This is a genomic window from Curtobacterium sp. 8I-2, assembly GCF_902506155.1.
GTDB lineage: Bacteria > Actinomycetota > Actinomycetes > Actinomycetales > Microbacteriaceae > Curtobacterium > Curtobacterium poinsettiae.
In genome coordinates, this window is sequence record NZ_LR732827.1 from 474410 (window position 1) to 491700 (window position 17291).

Genomic DNA, 17291 nt, shown 5'->3' on the forward strand with positions numbered 1-17291 from the left:
CGGTCGCGCTCCGGCTAGCGTCGGACCATGCTCGACGTCCGCCGTCTCGTGCTCCTCCGTGAGCTGTCCATCCGTGGCACGATCGCGGCCGTCGCCGAGGCGGTGAACTTCACCCCGTCGGCGGTCTCGCAGCAGCTCAGCGCCCTGGAGCGGGAGGCCGGTGTGCAGCTGTTCCGCAAGGCCGGCCGACGGCTGCAGCTCACCCCGCAGGCCGAGGTGCTGGTCACCGCGGCGGGCCAGGTGCTCGACGTCCTCGAGCACGCGCAGTCCCAGGTCGAGGAGACCCTGTCGTCCGTGCAGGGCCGGGTGCGGGTTGCCGTGTTCCAGTCCGCGGCCCTGGCCCTGATGCCGAGCGCCCTGCACGAGATGGCGACGGAGCACCCCGACGTCCGGGTCGAGATGGTGCAGCGGGAGCCGGAGACCGCACTGAACGAGACGTGGGCTCGTGACTTCGACATGGTGATCGCCGAGCAGTACCCGGCACATGCCGCACCGCACCTGCCCGGGCTCGACCGATCGGACCTGACGACCGACGCGGTGCGGCTCGCCCTGCCCCCGCTCGACACCGCACTGCGCCCGGTGTCGTCGCTCGAGGACGCGCGCACCATGCCCTGGGTGATGGAGCCCCGCGGCACCGCGTCGCGGCACTTCGCCGAGCAGGTCTGTCGGCGCTGGGGTTTCGAGCCAGACGTCCGGTACGAGACCGCCGACCTGCAGACGCAGATCCGCCTGGTCGAGTCCGGCAACGCGGTGAGCCTGATGCCGGACCTGATGTGGACCGGCCGGACGACGACCTGTCGACTGCTCGAGCTGCCGGAGGGTCCGCGACGGACGATCTTCACGGTGGTCCGCGCCGCTGGCGCGTCGTCGCCAGCGGTGCGTGCTCTCCGCGCCGCGCTCGAACGTGCCGCGTCCGTCGTCGGAGCGTGACACGGCGGTCTGGAGGCGCGGCTCGGGTCGGCACGACGGCTGCGGAGCTCCGTTGCCGTCGTGATCATTCTGTGATCGAGCGATCGTCAGGACTGGCCAGCGGGCGACATTCCCTGAGTAGAGGACGCTGATCCGGCGTCCCGTCCAGGCATCCGAGGGGGATCCCGTGAACCAGTCCTGCAAGTACACCTTCCGCCGCAGCGCGGCGATCGGAGCGGCGATCGCGATCGTCACCGCTTCGTCGGCGTTCGGCATCGGGGCGAGCGCCGCCTCCGCAGCGACCGACGAGACCGCTGCGCCGAGCACCACCGCGACGTCGGCTCCGCAGGGCACGACCGCCGCGGGCACCGCGCCGACGCCCCCCGCCGCCGCAGAACAGGCTGCCCCCGAGGCATCGACACCCGTCACCTGGGCGGAGCCGTCGAGCAAGGACGCGCCGATCGTCCTCACCGTGACCGCCGGCCAGCCGTTCTCGCACACCTTCACCGCCCAGGGCGGCGACGGCCCGTTGGAGTACCTGTTCAACCCGTTGAACTTCGACCCGACCAACGACGTCAACGGCTGGTCCTGGAACGAGCAGACCGGTGTCCTGAGCGCCACCCCGAAGAGCACGTTCGACGGACCCGCACTGTTCCAGGTCACCGCGACCGACCTGCACCAGACCGCCGTGCAGTACGTCCAGGTCGACATCGAGCCCGGCGCCCCGGTGGGTGTCACGTTCGGCGTCGACAGCTCGGACTCCGACGTCAGCTGGCAGGTCGACGCCGACGGGACGATCCGGGAGTACGCGCCGGGTGGCACCGGTGACACCGTGGTGTCGGAGGTCCCCGCCACGGTCGGCTCCTCGATGACCCTCGCGGGGCTGGCCGTCGACGCGCTGGGCAACCGCACCACCCCGGGCGACGAGTACCCGCGCTCGACCGTCACGAGCACCACCGCGTCCGACGGCGTGGTCTGGGACCCGAACTGGTCGGCGAACACGGTGACGTTCTCGGAGCCGGGCACCCGCACACTGACGGTGTCCGAGGGCGGCGTCTCGACCTCGTTCACGGTCCGCGTCCCCGAGGCCCCCGCTGCCGTCGCCGGCATCACCATCGGGGTGCTCCCCGCGGACGGGACCTCCGGCGACCGGTGGGGCGTCGATGGCGACGTGATCACCTACTACCCGGCGGACGGCGACCCGCAGCAGGTCGACGCGATCCCGGCCCGACAGGGTGACCGGGTGCAGATCCGCGCCCTGGCCGTGGACGCCGACGGGCAGCCGGTCGGCGACCACACCGACCTCACCTTCACGAGCGACGTGGCCAGTGACCGCACCGAGTACGACCCCGAGGCTGTGGCCACGTGGGTGACCTTCGAGCACGCGTCGCCGCACACGATCACCGTCGCGTCCGGAGACGTGACGAGCACCATCCGCTTCGAGGTGCAGCCGACGGCGACGACCACGGTCACGACCACCCACACGCCGACCGCGTCGGGCACCCTCGCGTACACCGGTGCCGACGAGTCCGGCCCGCTCGCGTGGGCCCTCGGTCTCCTGGCATCGGGCGCCGGCCTGCTCGTCTGGCGCCTGCGTCGCCGACTCGGCTGAGGCACGTCACGGCAACCGCCTGACGGACCGGAGGTGCGCGGCGAGACCGCCCCGCACCTCCGGCCCGTCGTCGCGCGTTTCTGTGAAAAACCCCAGATGAGAGCCGGTAGTACCGAGACGAAACCGTGATCTCCGGCAGGGGTCGGAACGGGTCCGTGAACCGTAACGTCAGCACAGAGGAGCGCGCGGGCACCGCGTGCTCACCACCAGACTCCCGAGGGGGAACCATGCACCAGTCCACCAAGCCGCCCGTCCGCCGCGCGGCGACGATCGGCATCGTCGTCGCGGCGACCGCCATCGGCTCGGTCATCGGCGTCAGCGCGCCCGCGACGGCGGCGACGCCGACGCGGACGACGACACCGACGAGCACCACGGCGACCGCGACACCGGGTGCCAGCCTGACGCACGCCGCCAGCCCCGCCGCGAAGGCCACGGACAGCGCCACCCCGGCGGCAGCACCGGGTGACGGCAGCGACCTCGCGTTCACCGAGCCGTCGACCCAGGCCGCCCCGATCGCCCTCACCGCGACGGTCGGCACGCCGTTCAGTCACACGTTCACCACCACGGGCGGCAACGGCACCGTCGGGTACGCCATCCAGGACGCCCCGTCGGCGGACTACACGGTGAACGTCGAGACCGGCGTGCTGAGCGGCACGCCGACGACCGCCGGCACATTCGACTTCGAGGTCGTGGCGCTCAGCGGCTCGACACAGGTGACCGAGTACGTCCGCCTGACCGTCTCGCCGTCGCCGGTCGTCTTCACCGAGCCCTCGACGAAGGCGAAGCCGCTCGCCCTCACCGCCACCGCCGGCGCGACGTTCACGCACACGTTCCGCACCACGGGCGGCACGGGTTCGCTGGCGTACGCGATCCAGGACGCACCCTCGTCCGACCTGACCGTCAACGTCGAGACCGGGGTGCTCACCAGCACCGTGACCACCGCTGGCACGTACGACTTCGAGGTCGTCGCCCTCCGCGGCACCGCGACCGCCACGGAGTACGTGCGCCTGACCGTCCTGCCGGCCGCACCCGTCGGGGTCCGGGCGATCGTCGACACCGGCACACCCGGCGCAACGGTCTGGTCGGTCGCACCCGGTGGCGTCATCAGCGCGTTCTCCGGCGGGGGCGACCCCCTCGGCACCGTCACTTCGATCCCCGTCCAGCAGGGCGGCTCGCTGGTGGTGTCCGGCCTCGCCGTCGACCGGTTCGGCAACCCGACCGCGCCGGCTTCCGTGAGCACCGGGTTCGGCGCGACGGTGACGAGCTCGGTCGCGTCGGACAAGATCGCCGCCGATCCCCGGGGCGACGCCTCGAAGGTGACGTTCCCGCACGCCTCGGACCACCGTCTCACCATCACCCAGGGCGGCGCCTCGACCACGTTCGTCGTCGCCGTCCGTCCCGTCGCCACGGCCGCGGTCGCGACCACCACGAGCGGCACCCCCGGCACCCTCGCCTACACCGGCGCCGACGAGACCACGCCGTTGGCGTGGGCGCTCGGCCTGCTCGCCGCCGGCGGCGGCCTGCTGGTCCACCGTCTGCGGCGCCGTCGCGCCTGAGACGCGACCGACGAACGGACGGGAGGCCCGGTGCCAGCTGGCACCGGGCCTCCCGTCCGTCCTTCCGCACCTCCGCAGCCGCGCCGCGGCTGCGGAAGTCAGGCGGTTTCCCGCACACACCCCCAACCCGGGTCACATTCCGGTGAATCGTCACAGCCCCAGGACCTGATCCCGCTACGATCCGAGAACGCCGACATTCTCGGCAAATTCACATGATCCGGGCCAGTGGCCTGGACCGATTCCCTGGGGGAACCCGTGCACCGCAGCACCTCCACAGTCCGTCGCGCCTGCGCCGTCGGCACCACCGTCGCCCTGGTCGGCCTGACCACCGGCCTCGGCATCATGACCGCGACGGCCGCCAACGCCGAGACGCTCGACACCACGCAGCCGATCTCGGCCGTCGAGACCCCGGCCCCGGCCGAGGGCAGCGAGACGTCCACGCCGACGGATCCGCCCGCCGACACCACGCCCGAGACCCCGGCTCCCGCCGAGGAGACCCCGGCTGCACCGGCCCCGGAGGCCACCGACGAGCCCGTCGCTCCGGAGACCACCGCGCCGACGGCCACCGAGGCGCCGACGCCGACCGAGACCCCGAAGCCGGACGTCACCGCCGAGGCCGCCGACGCCACCGTCGCCATCGAGGGCGCGGCGAAGGTCGGCACCCGACTCGTCGCCGTCGTCACCGGCTTCGACGACGAGGCAGGCTACAAGTACTCGTGGACCGACCAGGACGGCAACGTCCTGTCGAAGGCCGCGAGCTACGTCGTCGACCCCACCGACGTCCGCAAGACCATCACGGTCGCCGTGACGGGCACGCTGCCCGGCGCGACCGAGACGTCGACCGTCACCTCGGCCGCGACCGCGGCCGTGACGCAGACCCCGGCGTTCCTCGGCGCGGACGGCCAGCCCACCAAGGCCGGCGCGACGCAGGACAACCCGCTCGCGCTGAGCACCGTCGCCGGTGACGCCTTCTCGCACACCTTCCGTGCGCAGGGCTTCCCGGAGCCGAAGTACAGCCTCACCTGGTTCTCCGAAGAGGACGCCGACTACGCCGAGGAGTTCCCCGAGGACGAGTCGTCCCCCGAGGAACAGCTCCCCTTCGACCTGACCTTCGACGCCTCGACCGGTGAACTCAGCGGGACCGCCACCTTCGCGATGGACTACGACTTCGCCGTCACCGCGACCAGCGGCACCGAGTCCGTCACGCAGTACGTGTCGATGACCGTCGAGGCCGCAGCCCCGATCGGCGTCATGGTCTACACGACCGACCGCGCTGGCCTCTTCGATGACAGCGACCAGGAACGGACGAGCTGGATCATCGAGCCCGACGGCAGCGTCTTCACGCTCGGTGAGGACGACTTCCAGATCGGCGGCCGTCCGACCATCGAGCAGGGTGGCACGCTCGTGGTCCAGGGCGGTCTCGTGGACCGCTTCGGCAACCCCGAGGGCGGCTTCGACAGCGAGACGCGCGAGCTGCCGACGGTGACGTCGGACATCGCCAGCGACGTCATCGCGCCCGACCCCGAGCTCGGTGACTTCGGCATCGTCGGCGTCACGTTCCCGCACGCGTCGATCCACAACCTGACCGTCGCCGCCGGCGACTTCAGCACGTCGTTCGCCGTCGACGTCCGGCCGACCGTCGCCGCCGGCATCGCCGACCCGACCCCCGTCGCACCCGCAGCGGCCCCGGTCGCACCGGTCAACACCGGCGGCCAGCTCGCCTACACCGGCTCGGACACCACCGACGCACTGCCGTGGGCCCTCGGCCTGCTGGTCGCCGGTGCCGGCCTGATCGGCGCCCGCTTCGCGCGCCGTCGTCGCGCCCAGCGCTGACACCCGGAGACGTCTCCCGTCCGTCGCGTGCCCGCGCGGCGGACGGGAGGCCCGCCACGGCCCCGCCTGCTCCCCACCGGAGCAGCGGGGCCGTTCCCGCATCAGCACCCGGGTGGGTCCGCGCCGGTAGCGTTGGCGACATGCCCACGCTGCTGCACATCGACTCCTCGGCCGACCTCTCCCACTCCCGCTCGCGCGCGCTGACCGCAGCCTTCGCCGATGCCTGGCGCGCCCGCGGTCCGGAGTACACGGTCGTCCGGCGCGACCTGCACGTCGACCAGCTCCCCCACCTGGAGAGCTCCGCGCTGCACTGGGCCGCCGCCGACCGCACCGCCGACGAGACCGTCGCGCCCGAAGCCGACGCACTGCGGCAGGAGGCCATCGACGAGCTCCTGGCCGCCGACGTCGTCGTGGTCGGTGCGCCGCTGTACAACTACACGGTGCCCTCGACCCTGAAGGCCTGGATCGACCGCATCCACGTGCCCGGCATCCTGACCGGCGGCGTGCAGCCCCTGGCCGGGCGACCCGTCGTGACCGTGGTGAGCCGTGGCGCGACCTACGACGCCGGCACCCCGACCGAGGGCTGGGACCACGGCTCCCCCGTCCTGCACATCGTGCTCGGCACCGCGCTCGGCATGAAGCTGTACCCGATCACTGTCAGCGCCACCCTGGCCGACCGGCTGCCGGACCTCGCCGCCCTGGCCGAGCACGCCGCCGCCGAGTTCGCCGACGCGAAGACGACGATCGAACGCCTCGCGACGACGCTCGGCTGACCCGCGCGGCCGCGGACGGCTGAGGTCAGGCGGGCCGCACCTCGTCGGCCCGCCCGAGCAGGTCTGCGTGGAAGGCCGTCTGCGTCAGTGCGCTCGCGAGCAGGAACCCGGTCATCGACTCGATCCCGCCGCTGAACGGCACCCGGGCGGCGACCTCGAACAGGGTCGGTCGGTCCAGTGCGTCGAGGGCCGCGGCGACGTGGCGGGAGCGTTCCTCCCGGTGCCGGGCCAGGGTCCGCGCACGGGTGACGACGTCGCGGAACCGGTACTCGTGCCCCGGGCAGACCTCGAGCTCGGCGTACGGGTCGAGCCGGGCCAAGGACGCCAGGTAGTCCCCGAGCGGGTTGGTGCTGGTCCGTCCACCGAGCCCGATGCCGGAGTTGATCCGCGGCAGCACGTGGTCGCCGGAGAACAGCAGCCCGTCGGCCTCGTCGAGGAAGCACACGTGCCCGCCCGTGTGCCCCGGGGTCCAGAGCGTGCGGATCGTCCGACCGGGGATCGGCAGCAGGTCGCCGTCCTCCAGCGACACGTCGGCGTACGGCGCCTCGATCCGGCCCATCCCGATACGGCGGCCGCTGCCCCACGCCTCGACGACCCCGGCCCGCAGGTGTTCGGGCAGCCCCCACGTCGCGATGTCCGCGTCGTTCCGCTCGGCGTCGGCGCGCTCCAGTTCGAGCGCTCCGACCTCGAGACCGTGCATCGCCACACTGGCGCCCGTCGCCCGGCGGATCGCAGCTGCGGCGCCCAGGTGGTCGGCGTGCAGGTGCGTCACGGCGACGAGCGACACGTCGTCCAGGTCCCGTCCGATCGCGGCGAGCCCGTCCCGCAGCTCGTCGAGACGGCCGTCGGCCGACCACCCGGGGTCGATCACCGCGAGCGAGCCGTCCGCCCCCTCGACGACGTAGACCAGGGTGGCGTCGGGCACCCCGAACCGGAACGGCACCGCGAGGGTCCAGATGCCCGGCCGGACCTGCTCGACGGGCGGCAGGACACCGTCGCGGAGCGCGGCGGCCTGCACGGGGCTGATCGGTTCCGGGGCAGGCGCTGCCGGCGGGGGCACAGTCGTCACGCTCGCCACCATACCGACGCGTGTCTGGCCGGCGATGGCCCTGCTCCCGACGCATGGTGAGCAGAAAGGGTCGGGTGCGGGCCGTGGACCCGACCATTCCTGCTCACCGAACGCACGCGCCGGGCGGAGCACGGGCCTCCAGGCAGACGGCGCAGGCTGCGCAGCACCGCGCCGACAGCGCCGACGACGCGCGCGAGTAGACAGGACGCATGGAGATCGCACCGATGCTCGCCAAGGCCGTCGCCACCGTGCCCGACCCGGACAGCACGAAGGGCGGGCTGCGGTACGAGCCGAAGTGGGACGGCTTCCGCGGCATCGTGACCATCGACGGCGACGACGTCGAGATCGGCAGCCGCGGCGCCAAGCCGCTCACCCGGTACTTCCCCGAACTCGTCGAGGCGTTCCGCGCGCAGTTCGGCGGACGCGACCACCCGGTCGTCCTCGACGGCGAGGTGATCCTGCGGTCCGGCGAGCCCGGTGCCGAGCGGCTCGACTGGGAGGCCCTGTCGCAGCGCATCCACCCGGCGGCCTCACGGATCGCCAAGCTCAGCGTCGAGACCCCGGCGCAGTTCGTGGCGTTCGACCTGCTGGCGGTCGACGGGCAGGAACTGCTCGACCTGCCGTTCGACGAGCGCCGCAAGCGCCTGGAACAGCTCGGCGACGCGATGACCGCCCCGCTCTTCGTCACCCGCACCACGCTCGACGTCGAGCAGGCCCGCGAATGGCTCACCACCTTCGAGGGCGCCGGGCTCGACGGTGTCGTCGCGAAGCCCCGCGCGCGGCCGTACGAACCGAACAAGCGCACCATGCTCAAGATCAAGCACCACCGCACCGCCGACGTCGTCGCCATCGGCTACCGCGTGCACAAGAGCGGCTCCGGTGTCGGGTCGCTGCTGGTCGGCCTGTACGACGCAGACGGCGAGCTCCGCCAGGTGGGCGGCGTCTCCGCCTTCACGGACAAGCGACGGGCCGCGTTGGTCGAAGAACTCGAGCCCGTCGTGCTCCGCGATGCGGACGGGAGGCCCGTGACCGGTGACGGGGAACGGTCGCGGTTCTCGTCGGGTCGCGACACGTCGTTCGTCCGGCTGGCGCCGGAACTGGTGCTCGAGGTCCGGTACGACCAGATGGAGGGCGACCGGTTCCGGCACACCGTGCAGTTCGAGCGGTGGCGGCCCGACCGTGACGCGACGTCGTGCGGGTTCGAGCAGCTCGAGGTGCCGAGTGCGTACGACCTGCACGACGTGCTGTCCTGAGGCGTTCGCCACCGCCCCTGTGCGCTCCTCCGGGTCGTGGAACGCACTGCGGTGTCCGTTTGTCGCTGTTCGGTCACGTTTCCGGATGAGTAGTTAGTCGAACTAGCGAAGTCGTGTGAGGATGTTCCCAGCAGCACGAGGCGTCCATTCCGGAGCCCCGGAGGCCTGGATCGAATGGGGATCGACATGAGCACCAGCACGCTTGTCCGCCACCCTCAGCGGAGCCCCTTCACCGAAGTCCGAGAAGCACGGCGTCAGCGCGTCCTGCAGCTCAGCGCGGTCATCAGTGCCATCGCCGGCGTCACCGCCACGGCGCTCGCACTCGTCACGATCGGACTCGGCGCGTGATCATCGACGGCATCACCGACGCGCACCGCGGCACCTGGTCGCGACTGACCCGCCTGCACACCGCGAGCGTCGGGCTGCCGACGCACACCACCCGCGTCGAGGACCCGGACCGCCAGCGGGACGTCTCCTCCGCAGCCTGAGGTTCGGCTCGGCTGGGCCCGTCTGCTCGACCGCTGGGCCTCAGCTCGGCTTCTTCGCCCGTGAGGGCTGCACGCGCGGCGGTTCCCCCGGCATCTTCGGGAAGTCCGGCGGGAACGGCAGCTCCCCCTCGCCGTTCGCCAGGTCACGCTCCCACCACTCCAGCAGCGGTGCGATGCTGCCCGGCTGCTCCCGCATCGACTCCCACGGGTCGCCGGTGGTCTGCAGCCGCTCCGGAACCGTCCGGATCGTGAAGCTCGTCGGGTCAGCGGTCGGCAGTTCGTCCCACGTGATCGGCGTCGACACCGAGGCGTGCGCCAAGGCCCGGGGGCTGTAGGCACCGGCCATCGTGCGGTCGCGGTTCGCCTGGTTGAAGTCGACGAAGATCCGCTGTCCCCGTTCCTCCTTCCACCACGCGGTCGTCACCTGGTCGGGCATCCGGCGTTCGAGTTCACGCGCTGCGGCGATCACCGCGTGCCGCACGTCGAGGAACTCGTGCTCGGGGTGGATCGGCGCGAACACGTGCAGGCCACGGTTGCCGCTCGTCTTGATCCACGTGATCAGCCCGGCCTCGTCGAGGACCTTCCGGAGCTCCTCGGCCACGGGCACCGTGTCACCGAAGCCGGTGCCGGGCTGCGGGTCAAGGTCGATGCGGAGCTGGTCCGGGTGGTCGCTGTCCTCGGCGCGTGAGGCCCACGGGTGGAACACCACCGTGTTCATCTGGGCGGCCCACACCGCCACGGCCGGCTCGTCGATCACGAGCTGCGGGTGCGACCGGGCACTCGGGTAGGTCACCGTCACCGAACGGACGTAGTCGGGGGCTCCCTTCGGCGGGTTCTTCGAGAAGAACTGCTCGCCGTCGACACCACCGGGGAACCGCTGCAGCGAGATCGGCCGGTCGCCGTTCGCCCGGACGAAGGCATCGCCCACCGTCACGAGGTACCCCGCCAGGTCGAGCTTCGTGATCCCCGCCTCGGGCCAGAGCACCCGCGAGGGGCTGCTGATCCGGACCTCGCGGTCGCCGTCAGGCCCGGGCACACGCACCGTCGTCGCTTCGCTCGCCATGCAGCGGACCGTACACGCGTGCCCGCCACGCGCCCGCAGCCCGGTGTGCGTGTGCCTCCGCGCTCCCGCTGGACACCGGTGTTCCCGGGTCGAACACGCGCACGCCGGTGTTCAGCGCACGAACACCGGTGTCTTGCGGGCAGCACTCACATGACGTTCCAGTGCAGGTGACCGTTCGCGTCAGGACCCTTGCCACCGCAGGTGTACGAGTTGCCGTTCGCCGCCTGCGCGACGACACCGGCCTGCGCATCGGCGCAGAACGCCCCGGGCGTGATGAAGTCCTGCGACTGCGCGGGCGCCTGCTCGACGGGCGCGGGAGCAGGAGCAGGAGCAGCTGGCGCAGGCGCGGGAGCCGCGGGGGCCGGAGCAGGCTCGACGTACGACCCGACCGCGGTCACCTCGGGCACCGGTGCCGTCGACACGGTCCTGGACACCTGGACTCGGTCCGTCTCGACGCCGTCGGTGGTGGTCACGCGGTACGTGCGGGTGAGCACGCCGTCGACACCCGCCGTCTGCAGCCGCGTCTGGCCCTTCGCCAGGGTCGGATCGTCGATGGTGGTCTTCCGGAAGTGGATCGGGAAGTCCTTCGAGACCTCCGACACCTCGACGACCGGGGTCGGCGTCGGGGTCGGCGTCGCGCTGGGTGTCGGGGTCGTGGCGACATCGGCGACGGCTCGCGGAGCAGCCGTGTCCTGGCTGGCACTGGTCACGGCGGCACCGACCACAGCACCGGCGGTGCCCACGCCTCCGACCCAGATCACCGCTGCGATCGCGACGACGACCGAAGCCTTCGCCTTCGTCGGTAGTGCTGACCAGCGCATCCTGCGACATCCCCTCGTGTTCGGTACGACGATCCAGGGTGCCTCGTTCTCCGTCGACCGCTGCACCCCCACTCCGGGGCAGCCGCGCTGTGAGGATGAACCGTGCGCCGGGCAGGATGGGGCAGGTGAACGCGTACCTCGGCATCGACCTCGCGTGGGGACTCGGCTCGGATCGGAAGGCCGCGAACGAGACCGGGCTGGTCGCGATGGACTCCGACGGCACGATCACCGACGCCGGGTGGGCCCGCGGGGTCGACGCCGTCACCGACTGGATCGCCGCGCACCTCGGGCAACGGTCCCTCATCGCGGTGGACGCCTCGCTCGTCGTGACGAACCCGACGGGGATCCGCGAGTCCGAACGACAGGTCGGGCAGCGCTACGGCCGGTGGAAGGTCGCGGCCAACCCGACGAACCAGGCATCTGCGGCGAGCGCCGGCTCAGCGCTGCTCGACCGGCTGACCGCACTCGGCGTTGGGTACGTCTCCGACACGGACGCCATGCGGGCACGGACCGGTCCGGCGATGTTCGAGTGCTACCCGTACACGACGCTGGTGGGGGTGGAGGAGCTCGGGTACGAGGTCGAACGCCCCCGCTACAAGCGACTCGACCTGCGGATCCCCGCCGCCGAGGCCCGTGCCCGTCGCGCCGAGGCCTTCGACGAACTGGTCCGGCGGCTGCGCGAGACCCCGCTCGACCCGCCGCTGCTGCTCGACTCCCACCCGCTGACGCAGCGGCTCGCCGATCCGTCGGTGCTGCACGGTCCGACGCACAAGCACCGCGAGGACCTGCTCGACGGGGCGCTGTGCGCGTGGACGGCGTCGTTCTGGGAGCGACACGGCGACGAGCGCGTGCAGATCCTGGGAGGTGATCCTCCCCACCGACACGGCCCGGACGCCGCTGGCGCGTCGCCCGGGAACCGGCGGCGTGGGCCCACCCTCCCCACCGACACGCCAGACGAGGCGGGCCGCCGGCCCGTCGTGGTGGCGCCCGCACGCCCGTCGCAGCGGGGGCCGCGCGGCTAGGGTTGAGCAGTGAGCTCGACGACCGAACCCCTGCACATCGGGCTGGTGTCGCTGCACACCTCCCCCGGAGACGAACCCGGTTCGGGCGAGGTCGGCGGCATGAACGTCGTCGTCCGGCACCAGGCCGAGGCGCTGGCCGACCTGGGCCACCACGTGGACATCATCACGCGCCGGTCCGCCCCGACGCAGCCGGACTCGGTCTCGCTGGTGCCGGGCGTGTGTCTGCGGTTCCTGTCCGCGGGACCGGCCCAGCCGGTGCCGAAGGGCGAGCACGACGCGTTCATCGAGCCGTTCCGCCACGAGCTCGAGCAGCTCGGGCAGTTCGACGTCCTGCACTCGCACCACTGGTTCTCCGGAGCGGCCGCTCTGCCCGTCGCCCGCGAGCGCGGCATCCCCCACGTGCAGTCCTTCCACTCCATCGCTGCCGACCCGGCGACCCCGCTGTCCGAGGGCGAGCGCCCCGAGTCCGCCGGTCGCATCGCGGGCGAAGAACTGCTGGCCCGCGAGTCCGACGCCGTCGTCGTGGTGTCCGAGGCCGAAGCGTCGACCGTGCGCTCGCGGCTCGGTGGCGACGACGCCCGCATCTGGATCGTGCCGCCGGGGGTCGACGGTTCCGTCTTCCGTCCCGCTGCGGTCGGTGCGCGCCGCGCCGCCTCGCCCTACGTGGTCGCGGCGGCGCGCGTGCAGCCGCTCAAGGGCCTGGACCTGGCGATCGAGGCGATCGCCGACATCAGCCTGGAGGCCCGCCCCACCCTGGTCATCGCGGGCGACGTCTCGAGTGAGGCGGGCGACTACGTGGACGAACTGCGTCGGCTCGCCGACGCGCGTGGCATCGCCGACCACGTCACCTTCATCGGGCCGCAGTCCCGTGCCGACCTGGCGTTCCTGTTCCGTGGCGCGGCAGCCGTGCTCGTGCCGTCCCACTCCGAGACGTACGGCCTCGTCGCGCTCGAGGGGTCCGCTTCCGGGGTGCCGGTCGTGGCCGCCGCCGCCGGGGGGCTTCGTGAGGCCGTGGTCGACGGGGAGACGGGTGTCGTGCTCGAGTCCCGCGACCCGCAGGACTGGGCGAACGAGATCGAGCGGATCCTGACGGATGCGCCCTACGCCGCCGGGCTCGCTGCTGCGGGCCGGGAGCACGCGGAGCGGCTCAGCTGGGAGCGGTCGGCCGCGGGGCTCGAGGACGTCTACCGCCGGGTGCTCGGACGCTCGTGAGCAGGTCGGGGGCCCCGGACACGGGCGATCGGTTCGCGGCGTTCTGGGCCGCGATCGACGCCGTGCCCGTGGGGTCCGACGCCGAGGCGCTCTACGACGTCGGATCGGCCGAGGGGCGGCTGCGTCGGGCGAACCTGACGCGGTACCTGGAGCAGTCCGGGCCGGGTGCCGACACGCTGCTCGTGGCCGAGGCCCCGGGGTGGCGCGGCATGACGAACACGGGTGTGCCGTTCACGAGCATGCGTGAACTCGGGTCCGAGTACCTCGTGCCGCCGGACCCGACCGCCCCGTGGGAAGCGTCGTCCCGCGTCGTGCACGCAGCGCTCGAGGGGTGGCACGGCGCGCTCCCCGTCGCGTGGGCGATCTTCCCGCACCATCCGTTCGTGGCGCCGGACCGGCTGACGAACCGCACGCCCCGTCCCGCCGAGGTCCGGTCGGGAGCCCCCGTGGCCCTGGCACTGCTGCAGGCACTCGGCGGCGCAGACAAGGTCCGGGTGGTCGCCGTCGGTCGGAAGGCGCAGGGAGCGCTCGCGCTGGCCGGCATCGAGGCGGTCGCCGTACGGCACCCGGCGCAGGGTGGCGCGAAGCAGTTCACCGAGCAGGTGCGGGCGCTCGAGCGCTAGCCGTCGGCCCGTCCCGGTCGGGTGCCGGTCGGGTGCCGGTCGCGTCCCGCTCAGGCGGAGCGGACCTCGACACCCTTCGTCGCCAACCGCTCGGCGACGTGGGCGGGCAACGGTGCGGCGGCGTACACGGTGCGGAGCTCCGGCAGGTCGAGCAGGTCGTCCCAGTTCTGCGGGTCGAAGCGGTCGTCCGAGCCGTCCCAGCCGGGGTGGACGTCCTGCAGGACCTCGAGGTCGGAGTCCACCGTGATCTCCGTGACGAGCGACAGGTGTGACGGCAGCAGGTCGAGGTCGTCGTAGTACTCGCGCGCCCGGTCGTCCTGCCCGTCGACGTCGAGGTCCTCGTCGGTCTCGTCCTCGGCGTCCGGGTCGTAGGGGTCGAGGACGTCGAGGTCGTAGCAGAGGACATCGAGCACCAGGAGCTTCGCGTTGAAGTCCGCGAACTCGATGGGCTCCTCGGTGGTGTTCGACTGCTGGTCCATGGCCCGGAGCGTATCCGTCGCCGCGGGACCGTGTTGCGATCGCGAGAAACCTTCCTGTGGGACTGGACAGCAAGGTGTTCCGCGCGCAAGGGTGACGCATGGCCACCACCAAGACGGACCGCCCACAGCAGGAGCAGCACGAGCTCCGCCGGGTCATCGGTCCCAAGCTCCTGCTGCTGTTCATCGTCGGCGACATCCTCGGTACGGGTGTCTACGCGCTCACCGGTCAGGTCGCGGCCGAGGTCGGTGGGGCAGCGTGGCTCCCGTTCCTCATCGCGTTCGCGGTCGCTCTGCTGACGGCGTTCTCGTACCTCGAGCTCGTGACGAAGTACCCGCAGACCGCCGGCGCCGCGCTCTACGTGCACAAGGCGTTCGGCATCCACTTCGTCACGTTCATCGTGACGTTCATCGTGATGTGTTCCGGGATCACGTCGGCGTCGACGGCGTCGCGGGCGTTCGCGGCGAACCTCGGCGCGGGGTTCGGCATCGAACTACCGAACGGCGTGGTGATGCTCATCGCGATGGGCTTCATGCTCGCGGTGATGTTCATCAACTTCCGCGGGGTGAGCGAGAGCGTCAAGACGAACGTCGTGCTGACGCTGGTCGAGCTGTCCGGTCTCGTCATGGTGATCCTGATCGGGTTCTGGGCGATCGCGGGCGGCAACGCGGACTTCTCGCGGGTCGTGATGTTCGAGACGCCGGAGGACAAGTCCCTGCTGCTGTCGATCAGCACCGCGACGTCGTTGGCGTTCTTCGCGATGGTCGGGTTCGAGGACTCGGTCAACATGGCCGAGGAGACGAAGGACCCCTCGCGCATCTTCCCGAAGATCATGCTCACCGGCCTCGGCATCACCGCCGTGATCTACGTGCTCGTGTCGATCTGCGCCGTCGCCGTGGTGCCGATCGGTGAGCTCGCCGGCAACGAGACGCCGCTGGTGACCGTGGTGCAGACCGCGGCGCCGGACTTCCCCATCGCCGACCTGCTGCCGTTCATCTCGATGTTCGCCGTCGCCAACACGGCCCTGATCAACATGATGATGGCGTCGCGTCTGCTCTACGGCATGAGCAAGCAGGGCGTGCTGCCCGGCTTCCTGTCCCGCATCTCCCCCGCCCGTCGCACCCCGTCGACCGCGATCGTCTTCACCACGCTCATCTCGCTCCTGCTGATCGGGTGGGTATCGCTCGACCCCGACTCCCCCATCGTCGTCGTCCTCGGCGGCACCACCTCGCTGTTGCTGCTGACGGTGTTCGCCGTCGTCAACGTGACCGTGCTCGTGCTGCGCCGCGACAAGGTCGACCACAAGCACTTCCGTGCCGGTGTGGTCATCCCGATCATCGGCATCGTCACGTGCCTGTGGCTCGTCATGCCGTTCTCGTCCGGTCGTGACCCGCAGCAGTACCAGATCGCCGGCGCCCTGCTGGCCCTGGGCGTGCTGCTCTGGGTCCTGACGTGGTTCACCCACGGACGGAAGCAGGCCGAGAAGGCCCCGACCGGACTCGTCACGGAACCGACGAAGGTGCAGCGCCCGCCGCACGACCAGCGCGACGCCTGATGGACGCGACGAGCGTCATCTGGACCGTCGTCATCGCCGTGATCGCCGCGCTGTCGCTGTCCGCCGGAGGCTGGCGCCTGCGTCGGGCTCGGGGTCGGGGTCGAGGGGACGGCCGACGCGACCGCTGACCGCCGCGCACGGATGACCGTGACGGTTCTGGTTCACGAAGCCCTACGCTTCGCGAACCAGAACCGTCACTCGTTGTTGGGGATGCACCTTCCCCGCGGCGAGCAACCGGCGGCGGACCGCGGACTCCGAACTCCGAACCGCGAACCGCGAACCCAACCCCGAACGTGCGACCACGGCGGGCCGCCGCAGGCTTCCCAGGAGGCGCCCGTACGCTCGTGCTGCTCTTCCTGCTCCGTCCGCCCAGCACTCGCCCAGCCCGTCGAGAGGTCCCGTCATGCGCCGTGTCGGCATCACCCTGGCCTCGGTGTTCGGCGCCGGGATCGTGGCGGTCGGCATCGGCGTGGTCGTCCTGGTGGTGATCGCGGTCAACTCGCTCGCCGGGGTCGCCAAGTCGAGCGCCGCGACACCGGAGCCCGCGTGTCCGGCCGTCGCCTCGAAGACGATCGGGGGCATGGTCGTGCCGGCGGGACCCGTCGCCGGCTTCTGCCAGGACCGCCTGGTGAACGCCGCGCACGTGATCGAAGCCGCCCAGGCACTCGGGATCGGCCCGCACACGCAGGCCGTCGGTGTGATGACCGCGATCGGTGAGTCGAGCCTGGTCAACCTGGACCACGGCGACGCCGCCGGCCCGGACAGCCGCGGACTGTTCCAGCAGCGCGACAACGGCGCCTGGGGCACGTACGAGCAGCGGATGGACCCGTACACGGCCGCGACGATGTTCTACACGAAGCTCGTGAAGGTACCCGGCTGGAAGACGATGACGCCGACGCAGATGGCACACGCGGTGCAGATCAACTCGGACCCGGACCACTACGCGAAGTCGTGGCCCGAGGCGAAGGTGATCGTCGAGGAGCTCACCGGCCAGACCGTGCCGGACACCGCTCCCCAGGGCTGAC

General features: G+C 71.8%; 18 protein-coding genes. 14 read left to right on the top strand and 4 right to left on the bottom strand.

The annotated features are described in order from the left end of the window. Window positions 1–27 precede the first annotated feature (27 nt). From BOSE127_RS05920 to BOSE127_RS05940, 5 genes are all read left to right on the top strand, one after another. Window positions 28–930 (top strand): LysR substrate-binding domain-containing protein, encoded by a 903-nt coding sequence (locus BOSE127_RS05920; protein WP_017886561.1) that lies wholly within the window; start codon window positions 28–30, stop codon window positions 928–930. A 166-nt stretch (window positions 931–1096) separates the two neighbouring features. Beyond that, entirely contained in the window at window positions 1097–2521 is a 1425-nt protein-coding gene (locus BOSE127_RS05925) for a hypothetical protein (RefSeq protein ID WP_159556529.1), read from the top strand. A 227-nt stretch (window positions 2522–2748) separates the two neighbouring features. After that, window positions 2749–4077: a hypothetical protein gene (locus BOSE127_RS05930; protein ID WP_159556531.1), complete on the top strand. Its 1329-nt coding sequence runs from the start codon at window positions 2749–2751 to the stop codon at window positions 4075–4077. Window positions 4078–4332: 255 nt separating this feature from the next. Next, window positions 4333–5910, top strand: a complete 1578-nt coding sequence (locus BOSE127_RS05935; RefSeq protein ID WP_017886559.1) for a hypothetical protein — start codon at window positions 4333–4335, stop codon at window positions 5908–5910. Between the two features lie 140 nt (window positions 5911–6050). Next, the gene (locus BOSE127_RS05940; protein ID WP_159556533.1) at window positions 6051–6683 is read left to right on the top strand and encodes an FMN-dependent NADH-azoreductase; all 633 of its coding nucleotides are present in this window, start codon (window positions 6051–6053) and stop codon (window positions 6681–6683) included. A gap of 25 nt (window positions 6684–6708) precedes the next feature. Here BOSE127_RS05940 and BOSE127_RS05945 read toward each other — a convergent pair whose 3' ends face one another. Next, entirely contained in the window at window positions 6709–7752 is a 1044-nt protein-coding gene (locus tag BOSE127_RS05945) for an MBL fold metallo-hydrolase (RefSeq protein WP_159556536.1), read from the bottom strand. A gap of 209 nt (window positions 7753–7961) precedes the next feature. Here BOSE127_RS05945 and BOSE127_RS05950 point away from each other — a divergent pair, with 209 nt between their 5' ends. The 3 genes from BOSE127_RS05950 (at window position 7962) to BOSE127_RS05960 (ending at window position 9493) form a co-directional block, all read left to right on the top strand. Beyond that, window positions 7962–9005 carry an ATP-dependent DNA ligase gene (locus BOSE127_RS05950; RefSeq protein WP_159556538.1) on the top strand — a complete coding sequence of 348 codons (1044 nt, stop codon included), beginning with the start codon at window positions 7962–7964 and terminating at the stop codon, window positions 9003–9005. Window positions 9006–9191: 186 nt separating this feature from the next. Continuing rightward, entirely contained in the window at window positions 9192–9353 is a 162-nt protein-coding gene (locus BOSE127_RS05955) for a hypothetical protein (RefSeq protein WP_156155271.1), read from the top strand. After that, window positions 9350–9493 carry a hypothetical protein gene (locus BOSE127_RS05960; RefSeq protein ID WP_159556540.1) on the top strand — a complete coding sequence of 48 codons (144 nt, stop codon included), beginning with the start codon at window positions 9350–9352 and terminating at the stop codon, window positions 9491–9493. Before BOSE127_RS05955 ends, BOSE127_RS05960 begins: the two co-directional genes overlap by 4 nt. A gap of 40 nt (window positions 9494–9533) precedes the next feature. Here BOSE127_RS05960 and ligD read toward each other — a convergent pair whose 3' ends face one another. Both ligD and BOSE127_RS05970 read right to left on the bottom strand, forming a co-directional pair. After that, window positions 9534–10556, bottom strand: coding sequence for a non-homologous end-joining DNA ligase (gene ligD, locus BOSE127_RS05965; protein ID WP_159556542.1), 1023 nt, complete (start codon window positions 10554–10556; stop codon window positions 9534–9536). A gap of 146 nt (window positions 10557–10702) precedes the next feature. Continuing rightward, on the bottom strand, window positions 10703–11377 hold the full coding sequence (locus BOSE127_RS05970) for a G5 domain-containing protein (RefSeq protein WP_159556544.1): 675 nt from the start codon (window positions 11375–11377) through the stop codon (window positions 10703–10705). 125 nt (window positions 11378–11502) lie between these two features. On the opposite strand from BOSE127_RS05970, the gene BOSE127_RS05975 reads away from it, so the two are divergent. From BOSE127_RS05975 to BOSE127_RS05985, 3 genes are read left to right on the top strand one after another with little or no spacing between them, the layout of a single operon-like run. Continuing rightward, a complete protein-coding gene (locus BOSE127_RS05975) occupies window positions 11503–12399 on the top strand; it encodes a DUF429 domain-containing protein (RefSeq protein WP_017886552.1) in 897 nt (298 codons plus the stop codon). A 9-nt stretch (window positions 12400–12408) separates the two neighbouring features. Continuing rightward, complete coding sequence (locus BOSE127_RS05980) at window positions 12409–13611, top strand: glycosyltransferase (protein WP_017886551.1); 1203 nt, start codon at window positions 12409–12411, stop codon at window positions 13609–13611. Continuing rightward, window positions 13608–14234: a uracil-DNA glycosylase gene (locus BOSE127_RS05985; protein ID WP_159556546.1), complete on the top strand. Its 627-nt coding sequence runs from the start codon at window positions 13608–13610 to the stop codon at window positions 14232–14234. The genes BOSE127_RS05980 and BOSE127_RS05985 overlap by 4 nt, the downstream gene beginning before the upstream one ends. A gap of 50 nt (window positions 14235–14284) precedes the next feature. Here the strand turns inward: BOSE127_RS05985 and BOSE127_RS05990 are convergent, their stop codons facing one another. Beyond that, on the bottom strand, window positions 14285–14713 hold the full coding sequence (locus BOSE127_RS05990) for a DUF6892 domain-containing protein (protein WP_052481637.1): 429 nt from the start codon (window positions 14711–14713) through the stop codon (window positions 14285–14287). Window positions 14714–14811: 98 nt separating this feature from the next. On the opposite strand from BOSE127_RS05990, the gene BOSE127_RS05995 reads away from it, so the two are divergent. The 3 genes from BOSE127_RS05995 to BOSE127_RS06000 all read left to right on the top strand — a co-directional run bounded on the left by BOSE127_RS05995 (window position 14812) and on the right by BOSE127_RS06000 (window position 17290). Next, window positions 14812–16266, top strand: a complete 1455-nt coding sequence (locus tag BOSE127_RS05995; protein WP_017886548.1) for an APC family permease — start codon at window positions 14812–14814, stop codon at window positions 16264–16266. Beyond that, window positions 16266–16394 (top strand): hypothetical protein, encoded by a 129-nt coding sequence (locus BOSE127_RS17430; protein WP_259575432.1) that lies wholly within the window; start codon window positions 16266–16268, stop codon window positions 16392–16394. Before BOSE127_RS05995 ends, BOSE127_RS17430 begins: the two co-directional genes overlap by 1 nt. A gap of 275 nt (window positions 16395–16669) precedes the next feature. After that, the gene (locus BOSE127_RS06000) at window positions 16670–17290 is read left to right on the top strand and encodes a hypothetical protein (RefSeq protein WP_017886546.1); all 621 of its coding nucleotides are present in this window, start codon (window positions 16670–16672) and stop codon (window positions 17288–17290) included. The last annotated feature ends 1 nt before the right edge of the window (window position 17291 follow it).